This is a genomic window from Massilia sp. TSP1-1-2 (assembly GCF_049896185.1).
Taxonomy (GTDB): Bacteria; Pseudomonadota; Gammaproteobacteria; order Burkholderiales; family Burkholderiaceae_D; genus Telluria_A.
This window is the reverse complement of record NZ_JAFCTU010000012.1, coordinates 62,213-79,995: the sequence shown is the minus strand read 5'-3', so window position 1 is coordinate 79,995 and position 17,783 is coordinate 62,213. Positions and strand designations below refer to the sequence as shown.

Genomic DNA, 17,783 nt, shown 5'->3' with positions numbered 1-17,783 from the left:
TCTCTATTTGAATGAGTAATTCACGCTCGCAAACGCACTGCGGCCGCGCGGGTCGGTATAGGTAGGATCATAACCGGCCAGGAAATAATATGCTTGATTAGAATACGGCGGAGCCGTGTCAAGCACGTTGAGCACGCCCGCCCGCAGCTTGACCGCGCCGCTCAAAGCGTAGCTGGCGCTCAGGTCCCACAGCGAATACGCCTTGACCCTGCGCGCCGCTAGCAGCGCATTGCTGGACGGGTCGTAGGTCGTGTTCTGGTCGCGGTACGACGACGAATACTGGTTCGCCAGCGTCGCGCTCAAGGGGCCGCGGTCGAAGCCAAAACTGATCCGGTGGCGCCATTTCTGGATCACCTGGTCATTGAGGAACACGCCAAGGTTGCTGCGGTCCGCTTCGAGCGGCCCGAACTGGCGGTCGTATTTTAGCACCAGGGTACCGCTCAGGTTAACGCTGAAGCGGCCCATCGGCGCCGGTGCGCTCTTGTAATCGACGCCGACATCGACGCCGGAGGTTTTCAGGCGGCCCTGGTTTTCCTTCTGCAGCAAGATGTTGGTAATGAAGCCATCAGCATCGCGCACGATGTACTTGGCGTTGTATTTTGCGGGGCTGTCGACGATGACCTGCTCGCCAAGGGTGCTGATCACATCCCTTTTTTCGATATTCCAGTAGTCGAGCGACAGGTTCAACTGGCGGGTAGCGTCCCACATCGCGCCCAGCGCGAACTGGCGCGACGTTTCAGGCTTCAAATCCGGATTCGAGCGGCGCTCCACTGGCCACTGGTCGGTGCAGCCGTCAATCTTGTCCAGGCCCGTGCTCACGCACTGCGGGTCGGTCAGGAAGCTCGCTGCGGTGCCATAGGTGGTGGGCCGGTTCAGGTCAGCGAGCGACGGTGCGCGAAAGCCCGTGTTGGCCGAGGCGCGCAGCAGTACCGTTTTGGAGGGCTGCCAGCGGATGCCGATTTTCGGGTTGGTGGTGGAACCGACCTGGCTGTAGTCGTCGTGGCGCAGCGCCAGTTGAATTTCGAGCGCGCGGGTCAATGGCACGTTCAGCTCGGCGAACACGGAATACACCTTGCGGCTGTCGTCGGTCGGCGTCAGATCGGCCGAGCCGGTGCTGCGGTCGCCCGCGATATTGTTCGACAATAGCAGCGGCGACGGCGTGAACGTGGTGTTCTCGCGCCGCGCTTCGCCGCCGATGGCAATGGCCATGTCGCCGCCTTCGAGCGCCATCAGCGACTTTGACACCTTGCCGTCGATGGCGCTCGAGACGCCCTTCGACTTGCGCGCGTCGTCATTGATCTTGATGCTGTTGATCAGGTCGCGGCCGGTCTGGCCGGAAGGCCCGAACGGGTTGATCAAGCCCGAACGCACGCCGGCGTCGAACTGGTCGAACAGCACGTAGCCGTCCACATAGCTGTCGGTGGCGCGGTTCTCGGCCCGGCTCACGCCCAGGTCGTAGTCCCAGCCGCCAAGCACGCCCGAGGCGCCCAGCACCAGGCGCTGCGCGCGGCTGGTCACTTCATTGGTGCGGTTGCCCGCTTCTTCCATGCGGTAGCGAATCCCGCTGACGGTGGCCGGCAGGCCGGGCGCGCCGAGCGCCGTGGCGTAGGCAGGCGGCAGCCGGTTGACGGCCAGGTTGCGGATGCGGATCGGGTTGGAACTGAGCACGTAGCGGCTGTTCGCCTGCGACTGCACCACTTCGGCGAATACCTGGTGATCCGGCGCGACCTGGAACGTGGCGCGGCCGATGAAGCCGATCTTGCGCGACTCAGGATACAGCTCGGTGTCCTGCATGTAGTCGTAGCTGCAGCCAAGCGGGCCGCCCGGGCCCTGCGGCGCGTACACGCTGGCCGGGCCATTGCAGGTTCGCGCGCTCGGATTGACGCGGTTGCGGGTGCTGCCCGCCGGCAGGGCGCCGGACGCGATCAGTGCATTGCGCTGGGCGCCGGAAACGTCGACGTTGGCCGGATAGGTGTTACTGGACATGAGCGCCGGCAGCGTGGTTGCCAATGGGCGTTCGGCGATAAAACCGCGCTGGGTCGAGCGCAGCGGATCGAGCTGCTGCACGTCGAGCACGCCGAAGACATTGAAGCGGTCTTTGGACAGGTCGCCCTTGCCGCCGCTGATGCTGGCGGTGCGCTTGCCAGCGCCGCCGTGCTGGGTGGCGGCAGCCGACGCGTTCAGGTCCACGCCCTGGTAGTCCTTGCGGGTGATGAAGTTGATCACCCCGCCGATGGCGTCGGTCCCGTAGATGGCCGAGGCGCCATCCTTGAGGATCTCGACGCGCTGGATCGCGCCGGCCGGGATGTTGTTCAAGTCAACGCCGGCATTGTCGCCGGGCGAGGCAAAGTTGGCCAGGCGCCGGCCGTTGAGCAGCACCAGCGTGGACGACACGCCCAGGCCGCGCAGGTTGGCGCCGTTAAAGCCGCGCTGGCCGGAGGTGCCGTCGGTGATACTGGCGCCGTCCGACAGCGGCGCGGTGTTGGCGCTGACGTTTTTCAGCAGTTCGGCGGCGGTGGTGACGCCGCTTTTTTCAATGTCTTCGCGCCGGATCGTCTGCACCGGCAGCGCGGTCTCGCTGGCCAGGCGCTTGATCGAGGAACCGGTAATTTCGACCCGCTGCACCTTGGCCGCCTCCTCCTGCGCCAGCACGTCGTGCGAGAACAAACCAAATGCGGCGGCCAATGCAGCGGCCAGAGCAGTCCGGGCGGGCTGCTTTTTATAGTGCTGGGTCATGTCGTTACTCCTGAGGGGTTTTTATGGTCTTCTTGGTGCGAACGGGGGGCCGGCGGCGGACGCCACCGGTACTGCTGTTGAAATCTGCATCGGCGCCCTGCAGCCAGGCCGCAATGGCATCGGTCAGGCGCGCGGCTTTGGCGACGTTGTCCTGGTTGGAGACCATCAGCGTAACGACCAGCGCTTCGATCACGGCGATGGCCGCGCTCGCGCTGCTGGGTAGCACCGGATGGGTGCTCTGGGCGTACAGCACGTGGTTGGCTACCTTGGCCAGCGCCGACGCCGGCGAGTCGGTGATCGATACCACGCAGGCGTCGCGCTGGCGGGCGAATTCGGCCAGCCGGATCACGTCGCGCGAGTAGCGCGGAAACGAGATCACGACCAGCGCGTCGTGGGCGGTGATGTTGGCCAGGTGGCCGGCGGCGACTTCGGTGCCGCCCTGCCCCGCCACTTCGATCACTTGCTGGCAAAACGGCTGCAGGTGCAGCGCCAGCATGGCGGCCAGTTGCGACGACAGGCCAAAGCCGAGCACATACACGGCGCGCGCACGGGTCAGTACCGTGACGATTTTTTCCAGTGCGGCCAAGTCGAGCGCCTGGCTGCACGCCTTGACGTTGGCGCTGGCGTATTCCAGGCTTTCGAGCGCCGGTGCGGTGGCGCCGGGCCGGCGCGCGATATTGTTGCGCAGCTTGTCGACCGGCTGCAGCACCGACTGCAGCGTGGCGGCGACCTCGTTGCGCATCGCCGCGTAATTCTTGAAGCCGATGTCGCGCGCAAAGCGGCTGATGGTGGCGGCCGACACTTGGCAGCTTTCGGCCAGCTCCTCGATGCCGACCGCCGTCACGCGCACCTGGTTGCGCAGCAGGTAGTCGGCAATGGCGCGGTTCGAGGCCGAACCCTCGGAGAGCACCTTGAGCAGCGTGACGCCGAGCGAAGATTCTGCAAAACCGATCTCGGGCGAGGCATAATCGCGGGGACTGGCAATCTGGGTCGACTTCATGGATGGTCCTGTGCGCTGGTTTGAAAAAAAACCTGTAAGAGTCTTTTTCATGAATATTTTCAAGATGACATTGACTGTACCGCCATAAAAAATAAAACTCAACTTCTTTTTGAAAATATTCTTGCATTTATTTACGACATGAAAAAAATGAGACATAATCGATTCATGCCACATTGTCGGCCAACCGCAGCAACTCCTACCTGATCATGCAATCACACACACACGCGATATCACCGCCGGGCAGCAGCATGTCCAGCCAGCTCACCAGCTTTCACTACGGCGCACCGGGCGCCGGCAAGAAGGTCTACATCCAGGCCGCGCTGCACGCCGATGAAGTGCCCGGCATGCTGGTGGCGCAGTTTTTGCGCACCGAACTGGCCGCGCTCGAAGCTGCGGGCAGCATCAAGGGCGAGATCATCCTGGTCCCGGCCGCCAATCCGCTCGGCCTGGCGCAGGCCATCCACGGAGCGCCGTTCGGCCGCTTTGACCTGAGCACCGGCACCAACTTCAACCGCGCCTACAAACACGTGGCCGACGACTTGAAGCAGTCGCTGGCGGGCAGCCTGGGGCAAGATGCCGCGGCCAACGTGGCACTGATCCGCGCGCACGCGCGCCAGTCGGTGGCCAGCTGGACACCGGCCACCGACGCCGAAACGCTCAAGAAAACGCTGCTGGGCATGGCGATCGATGCCGACATCGTGCTCGACCTGCATTGCGATAACGAGGCCGTGCTGCATATCTACGCCGGCACTCCGCTGGCGCAGGCTGCCGCGCCGCTGTCAGCCTACCTGGGCGCGCACGCGCTGCTGCTGGCGCTGGCGGCGGGCGAGGAACCGTTCGACGAAGCCTGCAGCCGCCTGTGGTGGGACTTGCCGGCGCACTTCGGCCCGGCGTTCCCGATCCCGCCGGCCTGCCTGTCGGTGACGGTGGAACTGCGCGGCGAGATGGACGTCAATTACGACTATGCGAAGCAGGATGCGCGCGCCCTGCTCAACTTTTTGGCGCATGCGGGCGTGCTGGACATCGTGCCCGATCCGATGCCCGCTCCCGTGTGCGGCCCCACGCCGCTCGAAGGCGTGGAGCCGATCGCCGCGCCGCACGCCGGCATCGTGGTGTTTCGCAAGGCGCTGGGCGAGCGCGTGCAGCCGGGCGACATCATCGCCGACCTGGTCGAGCCGGTGAGCGGCGCCACGACCGAGCTGAAAGCGACGGTTGAAGGCGTGTTCTTTGCCCGCACCGCGCACCGCCACCTGCTGCGCGGGATGGCGGTCGGTAAAATCGCCGGCCAGGTCGCTTTCCGCGCCGGCAAACTGCTGAGCCAATAATGAAAATCCGCCTCCCCAATACCTTTGTCCTGCTGTTCCTGATCCTGGCGATGATCGCCCTGTCCACCTGGCTGGTGCCGGGCGGGCAGTACGACAAGCTGATCGTCGACGGCAAACCGCGCATCGATCCCAACACCTTCCATCACATCGCCAGCAACCCGCAAGGCTTGGTGGAGCTGATGATGGCGCCCATCAAGGGCTTCATCGAGGCGGCCGAAATCATCGGCTTCGTGCTCATTGTCGGCGGCGCTTTTTCGGTCCTGCAGCGCACTGACGCCATCGATTCGATGATCAAGAGCGTGGCCCGCGCGCATACGCATTCGGCCTTTGTGCGCAGCATGATGATTCCGGTGTTCGTGACCATGTTCTCGCTGGGCGGGGCCACGTTTGGCATGAGCGAAGAATCGATTCCCTTCGTGCTCATTTTCGTGCCCATGGCGCTGGCGCTTGGCTACGATTCGATCGTTGGCGTATCGATCCCGTTTGTCAGCGCGCAGGTCGGTTTTGCGGCAGCGTTCCTGAACCCTTTCAATGTCGGCGTGGCGCAGGGTATCTCGGGCATCGAAATGTTTTCGGGGTTGGGGTACCGGATCATCGTGTGGCTGATCTTCACCGGCGTAACCATCGCGTTCCTGATGTGGTACGCGGCGCGCATCAAGCGCCAGCCATCGCTTAGCCCGACTTTCGAGATGGATCAGGAGCGGCGCCAGCAAAACAGCGTCAGTTTCGACGACTTTGCCGGCATGACCGGCAAGCACGCGGCCGTGTTGTTCATCTTCCTGGGTTTCATGACGGCGATGGTGGTCGGCGTGGTGCAGTTCAAGTGGGATATCGCGCAGATTGCCGCGCTGTTCATGGGGATGGCGATCGTGGTCGGCATTGTCGGGCGGCTCGACAGCGACGCTTTTGTCGACGCCTTCATCCATGGCGCGCGCGACCTGGTGACCACGGCGCTGGTGATCGCGCTGGCGCGCGGCACGCTGATCCTGGCACGCGAGGCGCACATCATCGACACCATGCTGCATTCGCTGATGCCGCTGGTGCAGTCGTCCAGTCCGGTGTTCGCCGCGCAGAAAATGTTTCTGATCCAGACCGTGATCAATTTTTTCGTCCACTCGGGCACCGGGCAGGCTGCGTTGACGATGCCGATCATGGCGCCGCTGGCCGACCTGGTGGGCGTGACGCGCCAGACCGCCATTTTGGCGTTCCAGTTCGGCGAGCTGACACTGCCGGCGATTCCCACCTCGGGGGTGACGATCGGCGTGCTGGCGCTGGCGCGCATCCCCTGGATAACCTGGTTCAAGTGGATGATACCGCTGCAGGCACTGTACTTCGTCCTGGCGCTGCTGCTGCTCATCCCCCCCTGCCTGATGAACTGGCAATAGAGCCAAAGAAATCTTACCCCGGGTGAGATTATGTGTGAAATTGCGGACTGATCGTTGCCGGGACTTTGGATGTGGGGCAGTGAGGCCGGCGAATTGCCGGGCGGGGGGCTAGCTGAGGTACATGTTCGGGAAGTAGCGTTCCATGAGCGTTTCGGGGCGCTGCGGCGCCGTAAAGCCGAATTTTTCGTACAGGCCATGCGCGTCGCCAGTGGCCAGCGTCAGGCGCCGCAAGCCCTTCAGGCTGGGATGGGAGATCACGGCCTTCATGATCTCGGCGCTGTAGCCGCGCCCCCGATACTCGGGAATGACGAACATGTCGACCAGGTTGCCAAAAGTGGCGTAGTCGGTCACCACGCGCGCAAACGCCACCTGGCGACCGTCGACGTAGCCGCCGAAACATAGGGAATTTTCAATCGACCGATCCACCAGGGCGCGGGTAATGCCCACAGCCCAAGTCGACTGCTCGCTCAGAAAACGGTAAATGAGCGGAACGTCAAGCTCCGTCCGGTCGGTACTGATCTGGAAATTCGACACACTGGCCATGGCTGCTCGGATCCTGCTGAAAGAAGCAATTCTAACGTTGAACGCGGAGACACCAACGTTCCCTTGTACGATTTTTGGATAAATATTTTCGAATGTTTTTCGCCCGCATTGCAGACCGGCTGACGATCGACCAAGTCACCAAGGTGCCGGAGCAATTGTACGCCTCACTCTTACCTTGTTTATAATCAGGTAAATATAAGGAACCTCCCACATGACCTCACAATTTTCCAAAAAGGCCGAAGCCTGGTCCGCCCGCTTCTCCGAACCCGTCTCCGACCTCGTCAAGCGCTACACCGCTTCGGTATTTTTCGACAAACGCCTGGCCCTGTTCGATATCCAGGGTTCGCTGGCGCATGCCGAGATGCTGCAAGATCAGGGCATCATCAGCGACTTTGACCGCGCCGAAATCGAGCGCGGCATGGCCCAGATCAAAAGTGAGATCGACGCAGGCACCTTTACCTGGCTGCTCGACCTGGAAGACGTGCACCTGAACATCGAAAAACGCCTGACCGAACTGGTGGGCGACGCCGGCAAGCGTCTGCATACGGGCCGCTCGCGCAACGACCAGGTCGCCACCGATATCCGCCTGTACGTGCGCGGCGCGATCGACGACATCACGGTACTGCTGAACGCCCTGCGCGGCGCGCTGACCGACCTTGCCGAACAGCACGCCGATACCATCATGCCGGGCTTTACCCACATGCAGGTTGCCCAGCCAATTACGTTTGGCCACCATATGCTCGCCTACGTTGAAATGTTCGGGCGCGACTGTGAACGCATGGCCGATACCCGCAAGCGCGTCAACCGCCTGCCCCTTGGCGCCGCCGCACTGGCCGGCACCACCTTCCCGATCGACCGCGAGCGCGTTGCCCGCACGCTTGGTTTTGACGACGTGTGCCACAACTCGCTCGATGCAGTGTCAGACCGCGATTTCGCCATTGAGTTCTGCGCCGCGGCCGCCTTGATCATGATGCACGTCTCGCGCATGTCCGAAGAGCTGATCATCTGGATGAGTCCGCGCGTGGGCTTTATCGACATTGCCGACCGCTTTTGCACCGGTTCGTCGATCATGCCGCAAAAGAAAAACCCGGATGTGCCCGAACTGGCGCGCGGCAAGACCGGCCGCGTCTATGGCCACCTGACGGGCCTGCTGACGCTGATGAAGGGCCAGCCGCTGGCCTACAACAAGGACAACCAGGAAGACAAGGAGCCGCTGTTCGACACCGTCGACACCGTCGTCGACACGCTGCGCATCTTCGCCGACATGGCCTCGGGCATCACCGTCAAGCCGGACAATATGCGCGCCGCCGCCCTGCAAGGCTACGCCACCGCCACCGACCTGGCCGACTACCTGGTCAAGAAGGGCTTGCCATTTCGCGACGCCCACGAAGCGGTGGCCCACGCCGTGCGCGCCTGCGACGACGCCAAGTGCGACCTGTCGGAGATGTCGCTCGAACGCCTGCGCGATTTTTCCAGCCTGATCGAGGACGATGTGTTCGCCGTGCTCACGCTCGAAGGCTCGGTCGCCGCGCGCGACCATGTGGGCGGCACCGCGCCGCGCCAGGTGAAGCTGGCGATTGCGCGCGTCAGGGAGCAGCTGGCGAAGTAAAACGGCAGGGCGCAGGCGCGTAGTTCAAACAATAGATAACGGAGACTCCTGCACATGTTCATGAAACTCTCACGCCTGATCGACGGCCTGAACGAAAAAATCGCAGGCCTGGTCGGCTGGGCGCTGCTGGGGGCCGTCATCATCTGCGCCGGCAACGCGCTGGTGCGCTACACCTTTAACTACAGCTCCAACGGCTGGCTCGAAATCCAGTGGTACCTGTACGCCGCCATCTTCATGCTGGCGTCGGCCTACACCTTGCGGCGCGACGAGCATGTGCGCATCGACGTCATCGTCGGGCGCTTTTCAAAACGCACGCAAGTCTGGATCGACCTGCTGGGCTTTCTCCTGTTCCTGATTCCGGTGTGCCTCTTGATCCTGTGGCATGGCATTCCGTTTGCGCTCATTTCCCTGCGCAGCGCCGAAATGTCGAGCAACGCGGGCGGCTTGATCGTCTGGCCGGCCAAGCTGCTGGTGCCGCTGGGCTTTTTGCTGCTGGTGCTGCAGGGCCTGTCGGAGATCATCAAGCGCATCGCTTTTCTGACCGGCCGCAGCGACGGCCACGAATTCGCCAAGCACGTTTCCACGCCACAGGACGAGATCGACGCGATCAAAGCCGCCAACAATCTCGACTGAGCCTTCGATCATGGAACACTTCCTCATTGCGAATATCGCGCCCATCATGTTCGGCGCGCTCGTCATTTTCCTGCTGTCCGGTTTTCCGGTCGCGTTTTCGCTGGCCGCCAACGGCCTGTTCTTCGGCCTGGTCGGGATCGAACTCGGGCTGCTCAAGCCGGAACTGCTGCAGGCGCTGCCCAACCGGATTTTTGGCATCATGGCCAACGACACGCTGCTGGCGATCCCCTTTTTCACCTTCATGGGCTTGATCCTGGAAAGGTCGGGGATGGCCGAGGACCTGCTCGACACCATCGGACAGCTGTTCGGCCCCGTGCGCGGCGGCGTGGCCTATGCCGTCATTTTTGTCGGTGCGCTGCTGGCCGCCACCACCGGCGTGGTGGCCGCCTCGGTCATTTCGATGGGTTTGATTTCGCTGCCCGTGATGCTGCGCTATGGTTACGACAAGCGCCTGGCGTCCGGCGTGATTGCCGCCTCCGGCACGCTGGCCCAGATCATTCCGCCTTCGCTGGTGCTGATCGTGATGGCCGACCAGCTGGGCCGCTCGGTGGGCGACATGTACCGCGCCGCCTTCCTGCCCGGCCTGATGCTGACCGCAATGTACGCCGGCTACGTGCTGGCGCTGTCGATTTTCAAGCCCAAGCACATGCCGGCACTGCCGCTCGAAGCGCGCAACCTGCGCCAGCCCAACGGCGACAGCGGCATCGGTTCGCTGCTGGTGCTCATTGCCGGCGCCATCGGCGTGTCCTTCGCGTTCGCCCACCTGTGGGGCGCCAGCCACGCTGACCTGGCGAGCGACAAACTGGGCATCTACTCGGCCGCCGTGGGCATCGTCAGCGTGTTCGTGTTCGCGCTGGCCAATCGCAAATTCACATTGGGGCTGTTGTCGGTCATGGCTGAAAAAGTCGTGTTCGTGCTGGTGCCCCCGCTCACGCTTATTTTCCTGGTGCTGGGGACGATTTTCGTCGGCATCGCCACCCCGACCGAAGGCGGCGGCATGGGCGCCATGGGCGCGCTGCTGATGGCGATGGCCAACCGCCGGCTCGACTTTGCGCTCCTCAAGCAGGCGCTCGGCCACACCACGCGCCTGTCGTGCTTTGTGATGTTCATCCTGATCGGTTCGACCGTGTTCGCGCTGGTGTTTCGCGGCGTGAGCGGTGACCTGTGGGTCGAGCACTTGCTGACCAGCCTGCCGGGCGGCCAAACGGGCTTTCTGATTGTCGTCAACGTGATGTTCTTCCTGCTCGCCTTTTTTCTCGATTTTTTCGAGTTGGCCTTCATCCTGGTGCCGCTGGTCGGTCCCGTGGCGCACAAGCTGGGCATCGACCTGATCTGGTTCGGCGTGCTGCTCGGCGTGAACATGCAGACCTCATTCATGCATCCGCCATTCGGCTTTGCGCTGTTCTACCTGCGCTCGGTGGCGCCCAAGGAAGTCAAGACGTCGGACATCTACTGGGGCGCGATTCCCTTTGTCTGCATCCAGGTCATCATGGTGGCGCTGATCATCGCCTATCCGCGCATTGTGTCGGTCGAAAAAGCGGTCGACATGGAAGAAAAGCTGGAACTGAAAATCGATGCGCCGCTGGCCGAGCCTGACGCGGTAAAAGACGACACGGACAGCACGTCGGAACTGAATTTTTCCACTGATGGGCAAGCCACGCCGGACCAGGCCAAGCCGGAAGCAAAGAAGGAAGAAGACACGACGCCGGCGCTGCATTTCTCGACCGACGCCGACCCGAAAAAATAAGGAACAGCATGCGCATAGGCGGCGCCACGATGGGCAGGGCAGGTGCTGCAGGCCCGGCAGTTTGTAGCCCGCCCCGAAGCCGTTCGCTTTCGACCATGCGGTGCGCGCGCGCGATAAAGTCCGCCACTTCCCCACCGCACGGGGCATGGCATCGGGATGGATATTCATGAGTGGCCTTACCTGGTGGGCAGCGACAGCACGCCGCTGGAAGTGGGCATGTGCTTTTCGAATGAGCCGATGATCTGCATTCCGGGGCAATTCGGGATCCGCCACGAAGACCATTTTTACATGACGGCGACGGGGCCGAAGTGGTTCACAGAGCCGGCGCACCGCATTGACGCCCGGTTCGGGCTCGCCGCTCACTCGGTCTTTTGCACCAAGCCCACATACAGGCGCCGCGCGACGAAGTGATCGAAGCCACTCTGCCGAAAGGTACTCGATTCGGTTTGATAGGTGCGCTTGCTGCCGTCGAAAATATCGCTGGCGTTGACCGTCATGCTGAGCGTCTTCGTCAATCGGTGTTTCCAGCTCAGGTTCACACTGCTGGTGGCCCCATAGCGCCCGAGCGGTGTGATTCCCGCCGACTGGCCATGCGCGTCAAGCGACACCTCGTCCGGTCCCGCGTTGTAGGTGGCCGTGACGTTGATGTAAGTCGAGATACGATCCTGGCGCACCAGGCCGGGCAGGTCGGGCGTCTGCAGCATCACGCGGTAGGCGCCGCCGTCCAGGCCCACCTGCAGCTTTGCGTCGCGCTTCCAATTCACCGCCCCGGTGACGCCGGCCGAGCGCGCGCGCCCGCCATTTTGCTTGGAGGTCACCAGCACCTGGTCGGCAAAACTGCGCGCATCGGTGACCGTATCGCTGCTGGCGCGGTAGAAGGCACCCACACTGCCGCTCAAGTGCTCCAGGGCGGCATCGGCGCCTGCTTCCCATGAGGTGAGCAACTGCGGCTTGAGGCGGGGATTGCCGCGGCTGATATTTTGCACGTCGACGTAGGTGCTGAACGGATTGAGGTCGCGCGAATCGGGCCTTTGCAAACTGCGCCGGTAGCCAAGCGTCAGACCGGTGCTGTCGCTGACGGCATACTTCAGGTTCAGGCTGGGATTGAACGCCTGCCAATGGCTGGTCTGCGCGCTGTTTTGCACGCTGCCCTGCGCGGGACTGACTCGCAGCGCCATGCGCTCGGCCCTGGCGCCCAGCAGCACTTCCCATTGCCCGCGTTTGATCTGGTCGGTCAGATAGACCGCGCTCAGCGTGGTGCTCACCGCGTAGCCGTTGGTGGTGTCGGCCGCGGGCGTCTCGGCCCCGGTCGCAGGATCGACTGCGCCCTGGTAGTTGTCGATGTCGTCGCCCTGGCGCTGGATATCGACGCCCAGGCCCCACTGGCCGTGTTCCGATGGACGGCTCCAGTCGATGCTCGCTTCGCTCAGGTGGCGCGCCGACCTGGTGGCGCCGTGACTGTAGGCGGTGGCGCGCACAGGTTGCACGAACACGTCGCGATACGACTTGTCGATCAGCCCGTGCGTATCGCTACGCTGGAGCGTGGCCTTGAGCGCGGCACCGCTGTCCTGGCGGCTGTAACTGAGGCTGGCGCTGCCGTCAGACTGCTCGTTGGGGCCAAGCGAAATGCGGTGAAAAATGCTCTGGGCCGCACCCGTACGTTCTTCGTTCAACACGTCGAACAGGGGGCGCGAGCGGCGCCGGTTATAGCGCGTCGAAAGGCTCAGGCTATCGGTGTCGCTCAGGGTGTAGTCGACGCCCAGTACCGCGCTTTGCACGATGCGGCGCACGAACACTTCCGACGCCTGCAGCGTTTGCCCGGTCTGGCCGTCGAGACGATTATGCCAGCCGACGGCCGAGCGGCGCACTTTGAACGTGCCGTCATGGCGTAGCGCCAGGCTGCCATGCACGCTCATCGCCTTGCGCGTCACGTCGCCGGAAGTGCTGACATTCCACAAGCCCTGGTCGGCGGCGCTGGCCTGCACCTGCCTGTGCGCGCCCGGCTTGCGATTGCGCTTCAAGACGATATTCAAAATTGCCCCGCCATTGGCATAGGCGGCGGACGGATTGGTGATGACTTCGATGCTGGCGATGTCGGCGCCGCTCATGGTTTGCAGCGCCACCGCCCGCCCGTCACCCGACAACATGGCCGTTGGCTTGCCGTCGACCAAAACCGTGACCTGGCCATTCCCCTTGACCGAGATCTGCCCGTCGACCGTCACCGACAAACCAGGTGTCGACTGCAAAACGTCTTGCGCCGTACCGTTGGCCGCCCGCGGCATGTTCGATGCGTCATACACTGTCTTGTCGAGCTTTTTGACGACCGCCTCTTTCTTGGCTGTCACCGTGACCGTGGCGGGCGGCTCTTGCGCACGGGTTGCCGCCGGCAGCGCGACCAGGCCAAGGACGATCATGCTCAGTGTCTTGAGCGCGTCGGCACGCGACGCCGCAGCCGCAGCCGCAGCCGCAGCCGCAGCCGCAGCCGCAGCCGGGACGATTTTGGCAGAGGTGAAAACTCGATTGGAAGGCATATCGGCATTATAGATTTTTGCAATGACGAATGTGCGTGGCATCAGCCGAGAATGTTCACCGGCACTAGGCCCTAGTGGCAGCGCCTTGCCATCAGTGCCTGGCGTTGATCAGCAAGGCCGCCAGCACGGCGGCGAAGGCGTCTTGCTGTTCGGGCGCCAAGCGGCTGTTGAGCCAGAAGGTCCCGGGACGGGCGAGCGCCAGCGCGGCCACATTCTGGCCGCCGCGGTCGATGCGCAGGCCCAGCACATCGGAAACCGTACCAGGGTCCGCCGCAGAATTGTCGTGTGAAAAACCGCGCATGTCGTAGCGATCGCTGCCGATCTGGACCAGTCCGTATAAACCCTTGGCGTTGTCGTGCAGTTCCAGCGTGGCGCGCTGCGCGCCGCTGCCCAGTTCGCAATACAGCATGGACTTGCTCGATTCCACATCCACCCGGCGCAGTGCAATCGCCCTCGACTGGAACACGCGGTTGCATTGCGCGCTCCAGGCGGCGCGCGGGCCGGCGATGGCAAAGGTAAAACGTCCCGTCGCGCTTGCCTGGCTGTACTGGCCGATGCTCAGCTCATTTCCAACGCTGATGTCATGGTGTATCCCCGTCACCCCATAGCTGCCCACTTGAAAGTATCCGTCGCTAAATAGCTGGTACATGCGGCCGGCTGAGCGTACTTCGAATGGCGTGTCGGTCGAGGCAATATCTTGAGGGATGGTGTGGGTCACAGTGGCGCATCCGGTCACCGCGAGCGACAGGACCAGCGCGGCAGCTGTGGCGCCACGCTGCCGGATGGTTGATGACATGGTTTGCATGGAGCAGGTCAGTGACTTTACGATGATCACCAAGTATATTTAGGATCAAGGCCACACCCGCTGCGCAATGAAAAGTCTCTCCTGGCGGGACCAAACAGCGCGCCAGGCGATACTTTTACAGCGTTCACGGCCATCACTTCGCCACGGATGGTACAGCAAATCCATTCACAAATATTTACAAATGGGAGATAGGTTACTTTCCTAAAATCATCTATTATCGACAGACAAACGAACACATCAGGGTGGTTGCCATGCCAGTGTCACATGATGATTGTCTGACCGATATCGAAGCTGATTCCCTCGACAAGTCCCGCGCCGCGCCGCCTTCGTTGGCCCTGCCAATTGGCGCCCTGCTTTCCGGCGTGGCGCTTTCCGCCTGCGGCGGCGGTGGTGGCGGTGGTGGCGGCGCTCCCACCCCGACACCAACACCGCCCCCGGTGGTTGTTCCGCCCGAACCCGTCACCCCCGAACGGGCCTCGCGCTTCCTGGCCCAGGCCTCGATGGGCGCCACGCGCGAGCAAATCACCAAAGTGCAATTGCTCGGCTACGCCGGCTGGCTAGACGAACAATTTGCCATGCCGGCCAGCGGCGCGCGCTGGGACTATCTGGTGGCAGGCGGCTACGACGCGGCGGCCAACAAGAACAGCGAAGCGGGCGCCGACGCCTGCCAGTGGCGCAAGCTGCTCACCGCGCCCGACACCTTGCGCCAGCGCGTCACGCTCGCGCTCTCCGAAATTCTGGTCGCGGCCGTCACCGGTTTCGTCGGTTCGGGCTGGAAGGCATTTTCGGCCGCCGCCTACCTCGACCTGCTGGAAGAAAACGCCTTTGGCAGCTACCGCACGCTGCTGCAACAAGTCTCGCTCAGCGCGCCGATGGGTGAATTTCTCACCTACCGCAACAACGTCAAGTTCAACGCGACCACCGGCGCCATGCCGGACGAGAACTACGCGCGCGAAATCATGCAGCTGTTTACCATCGGCCTGGTCCAGCTTAACCTCGACGGCACGCCAAAACTGCGCACTGGCCTGCCCACGGAAACCTATACGCTGGACGACATCACCGGCCTGGCGCGCGTGTTCACCGGCTGGAACTACGACTTGACGGGCACCACCACCGACACGCCGGACTTCAAGCGTCGCCCGATGATTCAAACCGCCACCCGTCACGAGGGGGGCAGCAAGACATTTTTGGGCACCACGATCGCGGCCGGCGTCGACGGTGTCGCCAGCCTGAGCCAGGCGCTGGACGCTATCTTTGCGCACGCCAACGTGGGGCCGTTCATCGGCCGCCAGCTGATCCAGCGCATGGTGTGCAGCAACCCGAGCGCGGCCTACGTGACGCGCGTGGCTACCGTGTTCAATAACGATGGCAGCGGCGTCAAGGGCAACCTGAAGGCCGTGATCAAGGCTATTTTGCTCGACGACGAAGCGCGCAGCGCGGCGCACCTGCTCGAGCCTGGCTTCGGCAAATTGCGCGAGCCGATCCTGCGCTTGACCGCCTGGGGCCGCGCCTTCAAGGCCACCTCCCCCAGCGACGCCTGGGCCATTGGCAATACGTCCGATCCGGGCACGCGCCTGGGCCAGAGCCCCTTGCGTTCCGGCAGCGTGTTCAATTTTTTCCGGCCCGGCTACGTGCCGCCCAACAGTGCCATGGGCACGGCCGGCCTGGTGGCGCCGGAGTTTCAGATCACTAACGAGTCGACCGTGGTTGGCTACGTCAATTACCTGCAGACCGTGATCAGCCGCGGCGTGGGCGACGTCAAGGGCGACTACAGCGCCCTGCTGCCGCTGGCCGACACGGCGCAAACGCTGCTCGATGAAATCAACGTGGTGCTGGTCGCCGGCCAGTTGTCGGCGCCAACGGTGGCATTGATCAAAGGCGCGCTGGACAGCATGCCATCGGGCACCGATGCAAGCCGACTTAACCGCATTTACGCAGCGCTCGTCATGGTGATGGCCGCGCCTGAATTCATTGTGCAAAAATAGGAGCCGCCTTGAACAGCAAAGATGGAATGACCGCATCGCGGCGCGCCTTTCTGAAACGCGCATCGGCCCTGTCCGTTGCCGGCGTGGCGGCGCCTTGGGCAATCAACCTGGCTGCGATGGCGGAAGCGAGCGCGGCAGGCGCCACCGATTACAAGGCGCTGGTCTGCGTATTCCTGTACGGCGGCAACGACTATGCGAACACGCTGGTGCCGTACGACACCAGCAATTACGCTATTTACCAGCAGGCGCGACCGTCGTTTGCCCACAGCCGCGACAGCCTGGCCGCCACCGCGCTCACGAGCGCCACCGCTCCGCTCGACACGGCCGGGTTCGCCCACCAGTACGCGCTGGCGCCGGGCCTGGCGCCGCTCGTGCCCTTGTTCAATACGGGCAAGCTGGGCGTGCTGCTCAACGTCGGCACGCTGGTGCAGCCGACCACCAAGACGCAATACACGAACAAGTCAGTCAAGCTGCCGCCAAAGTTGTTTTCGCACAATGACCAGCAATCGGTATGGCAATCATCCTCGCCGGAAGGGGCAACCTCGGGCTGGGGCGGGCGCATGGGCGACCTGTTCCAGGCGGGAAACACGTATGCTACCTTCACCTGCGTGAACGTGTCGGGCAATGCCGTCTATTTGTCCGGCAAGAGCGCCGTGCAATATCAAGTATCGACCAGCGGCTCGGTCCCGCTTTCCGGCTTGAAAAATCCCTTGTTTGGTTCGAGCGCGGCGAGCGCTGCCCTGCGCACGCTGATTACCCAGCCACGCGCGCACATGCTGGAAAACGAATACAACATCGTCAGCAAGCGCTCGATCGAGGCCAATGACATCTTGACTGGCGCGCTGGCAAGCGCCCCGGCGCTCACCACGGTGTTCCCGGCCGGGAACAGCTTGGGCGACCAGCTCAAGCTGGTGGCGCGCATGATCTCGGCATCGGGCACGCTGGGTACCAAGCGCCAGGTGTTTTTCGTGTCGCTGGGCGGCTTTGATACGCACGACGGCATGCTGACCGACCACCCGGTATTGATGAGCAAACTGGGCGACGCGCTGGCGGCCTTTTATGCAGCGACGGCGGAACTTGGCGTTGCCAATCAGGTCACAACGTTTACCGCATCAGACTTTGGCCGTACGCTGACGGGCAACGCCAACGGATCCGACCACGGCTGGGGCAGCATGCATTTTGTCATGGGCGGCGCAGTGAACGGCAGCAAGTTTTACGGTACCGCGCCAATTGTCGCCAACGGCGGCCCGGACGATGTGGGCCAGGGGCGCTTGTTGCCGACCACATCAGTCGAACAAGTTGCCGCCACCGTCGGCGGCTGGCTCGGCGTCTCGGACAGCGAATTGCTGTCGCTATTGCCTAACTTGTCGAACTACAATTCAACCGTGCGCAAGCTCGGCTTCGTTTAAACTTCAGTCTTGAAACACTACCGCATCTTTTGCTAGCTGCATTTTTTACAACGTACGGCGTCGCAGTTTCCATGC

General features: G+C 62.9%; 12 protein-coding genes and 1 pseudogene. 8 read left to right on the top strand and 5 right to left on the bottom strand.

What is annotated here, in order from left to right:
• Window positions 1-3: 3 nt before the first annotated feature.
• Window positions 4-2,736 carry a TonB-dependent receptor gene (locus tag ACP7BV_RS12660; protein ID WP_426104181.1) on the bottom strand — a complete coding sequence of 911 codons (2,733 nt, stop codon included), beginning with the start codon at window positions 2,734-2,736 and terminating at the stop codon, window positions 4-6.
• A gap of 4 nt (window positions 2,737-2,740) precedes the next feature.
• A complete protein-coding gene (locus ACP7BV_RS12655; protein WP_426104180.1) occupies window positions 2,741-3,736 on the bottom strand; it encodes a MurR/RpiR family transcriptional regulator in 996 nt (331 codons plus the stop codon).
• Window positions 3,737-3,942: 206 nt separating this feature from the next.
• Here ACP7BV_RS12655 and ACP7BV_RS12650 point away from each other — a divergent pair, with 206 nt between their 5' ends.
• Together ACP7BV_RS12650 and ACP7BV_RS12645 are read left to right on the top strand one after the other, a co-directional pair.
• Window positions 3,943-5,061 (top strand): succinylglutamate desuccinylase/aspartoacylase family protein, encoded by a 1,119-nt coding sequence (locus ACP7BV_RS12650; RefSeq protein WP_426104179.1) that lies wholly within the window; start codon window positions 3,943-3,945, stop codon window positions 5,059-5,061.
• Window positions 5,061-6,446 (top strand): YfcC family protein, encoded by a 1,386-nt coding sequence (locus tag ACP7BV_RS12645; RefSeq protein WP_426104178.1) that lies wholly within the window; start codon window positions 5,061-5,063, stop codon window positions 6,444-6,446. Before ACP7BV_RS12650 ends, ACP7BV_RS12645 begins: the two co-directional genes overlap by 1 nt.
• Window positions 6,447-6,554: 108 nt before the next feature.
• Here the strand turns inward: ACP7BV_RS12645 and ACP7BV_RS12640 are convergent, their stop codons facing one another.
• A complete protein-coding gene (locus ACP7BV_RS12640) occupies window positions 6,555-6,989 on the bottom strand; it encodes a GNAT family N-acetyltransferase (protein ID WP_426104177.1) in 435 nt (144 codons plus the stop codon).
• 211 nt (window positions 6,990-7,200) lie between these two features.
• Here ACP7BV_RS12640 and argH point away from each other — a divergent pair, with 211 nt between their 5' ends.
• The 4 genes and pseudogenes from argH to ACP7BV_RS12620 all read left to right on the top strand — a co-directional run.
• Window positions 7,201-8,598 (top strand): argininosuccinate lyase, encoded by a 1,398-nt coding sequence (gene argH, locus ACP7BV_RS12635; protein ID WP_426104176.1) that lies wholly within the window; start codon window positions 7,201-7,203, stop codon window positions 8,596-8,598.
• A gap of 60 nt (window positions 8,599-8,658) precedes the next feature.
• Window positions 8,659-9,231 carry a TRAP transporter small permease subunit gene (locus tag ACP7BV_RS12630; RefSeq protein ID WP_426104175.1) on the top strand — a complete coding sequence of 191 codons (573 nt, stop codon included), beginning with the start codon at window positions 8,659-8,661 and terminating at the stop codon, window positions 9,229-9,231.
• A gap of 10 nt (window positions 9,232-9,241) precedes the next feature.
• Window positions 9,242-10,978 (top strand): TRAP transporter large permease, encoded by a 1,737-nt coding sequence (locus tag ACP7BV_RS12625; protein WP_426104174.1) that lies wholly within the window; start codon window positions 9,242-9,244, stop codon window positions 10,976-10,978.
• A gap of 141 nt (window positions 10,979-11,119) precedes the next feature.
• A pseudogene (locus ACP7BV_RS12620) lies at window positions 11,120-11,389 on the top strand (M24 family metallopeptidase); the annotation flags it as partial.
• Here ACP7BV_RS12620 and ACP7BV_RS12615 read toward each other — a convergent pair.
• Together ACP7BV_RS12615 and ACP7BV_RS12610 are read right to left on the bottom strand one after the other, a co-directional pair.
• Window positions 11,338-13,392, bottom strand: coding sequence for a TonB-dependent receptor (locus tag ACP7BV_RS12615; protein ID WP_426104173.1), 2,055 nt, complete (start codon window positions 13,390-13,392; stop codon window positions 11,338-11,340). The pseudogene ACP7BV_RS12620 and the gene ACP7BV_RS12615 sit on opposite strands and share 52 nt — an antisense overlap.
• Before the next feature lie 208 nt (window positions 13,393-13,600).
• The gene (locus ACP7BV_RS12610; protein ID WP_426104172.1) at window positions 13,601-14,305 is read right to left on the bottom strand and encodes a hypothetical protein; all 705 of its coding nucleotides are present in this window, start codon (window positions 14,303-14,305) and stop codon (window positions 13,601-13,603) included.
• 260 nt (window positions 14,306-14,565) lie between these two features.
• Between ACP7BV_RS12610 and ACP7BV_RS12605 the strand changes: the two genes are divergently transcribed.
• On the top strand, window positions 14,566-16,299 hold the full coding sequence (locus ACP7BV_RS12605) for a DUF1800 domain-containing protein (protein ID WP_426104171.1): 1,734 nt from the start codon (window positions 14,566-14,568) through the stop codon (window positions 16,297-16,299).
• Window positions 16,300-16,325: 26 nt separating this feature from the next.
• A complete protein-coding gene (locus ACP7BV_RS12600) occupies window positions 16,326-17,708 on the top strand; it encodes a DUF1501 domain-containing protein (protein WP_426104306.1) in 1,383 nt (460 codons plus the stop codon).
• Window positions 17,709-17,783: the final 75 nt, after the last annotated feature.

Coding starts and splice junctions, on each gene's coding strand:
- ACP7BV_RS12660 (WP_426104181.1), bottom strand. CDS start 2,736: ATGACCCAGCACTATAAAAAGCAGCCCGCCCGGACTGCTCTGGCCGCT.
- ACP7BV_RS12655 (WP_426104180.1), bottom strand. CDS start 3,736: ATGAAGTCGACCCAGATTGCCAGTCCCCGCGATTATGCCTCGCCCGAG.
- ACP7BV_RS12650 (WP_426104179.1), top strand. CDS start 3,943: ATGCAATCACACACACACGCGATATCACCGCCGGGCAGCAGCATGTCC.
- ACP7BV_RS12645 (WP_426104178.1), top strand. CDS start 5,061: ATGAAAATCCGCCTCCCCAATACCTTTGTCCTGCTGTTCCTGATCCTG.
- ACP7BV_RS12640 (WP_426104177.1), bottom strand. CDS start 6,989: ATGGCCAGTGTGTCGAATTTCCAGATCAGTACCGACCGGACGGAGCTT.
- argH (WP_426104176.1), top strand. CDS start 7,201: ATGACCTCACAATTTTCCAAAAAGGCCGAAGCCTGGTCCGCCCGCTTC.
- ACP7BV_RS12630 (WP_426104175.1), top strand. CDS start 8,659: ATGAAACTCTCACGCCTGATCGACGGCCTGAACGAAAAAATCGCAGGC.
- ACP7BV_RS12625 (WP_426104174.1), top strand. CDS start 9,242: ATGGAACACTTCCTCATTGCGAATATCGCGCCCATCATGTTCGGCGCG.
- ACP7BV_RS12615 (WP_426104173.1), bottom strand. CDS start 13,392: ATGATCGTCCTTGGCCTGGTCGCGCTGCCGGCGGCAACCCGTGCGCAA.
- ACP7BV_RS12610 (WP_426104172.1), bottom strand. CDS start 14,305: ATGTCATCAACCATCCGGCAGCGTGGCGCCACAGCTGCCGCGCTGGTC.
- ACP7BV_RS12605 (WP_426104171.1), top strand. CDS start 14,566: ATGCCAGTGTCACATGATGATTGTCTGACCGATATCGAAGCTGATTCC.
- ACP7BV_RS12600 (WP_426104306.1), top strand. CDS start 16,326: ATGACCGCATCGCGGCGCGCCTTTCTGAAACGCGCATCGGCCCTGTCC.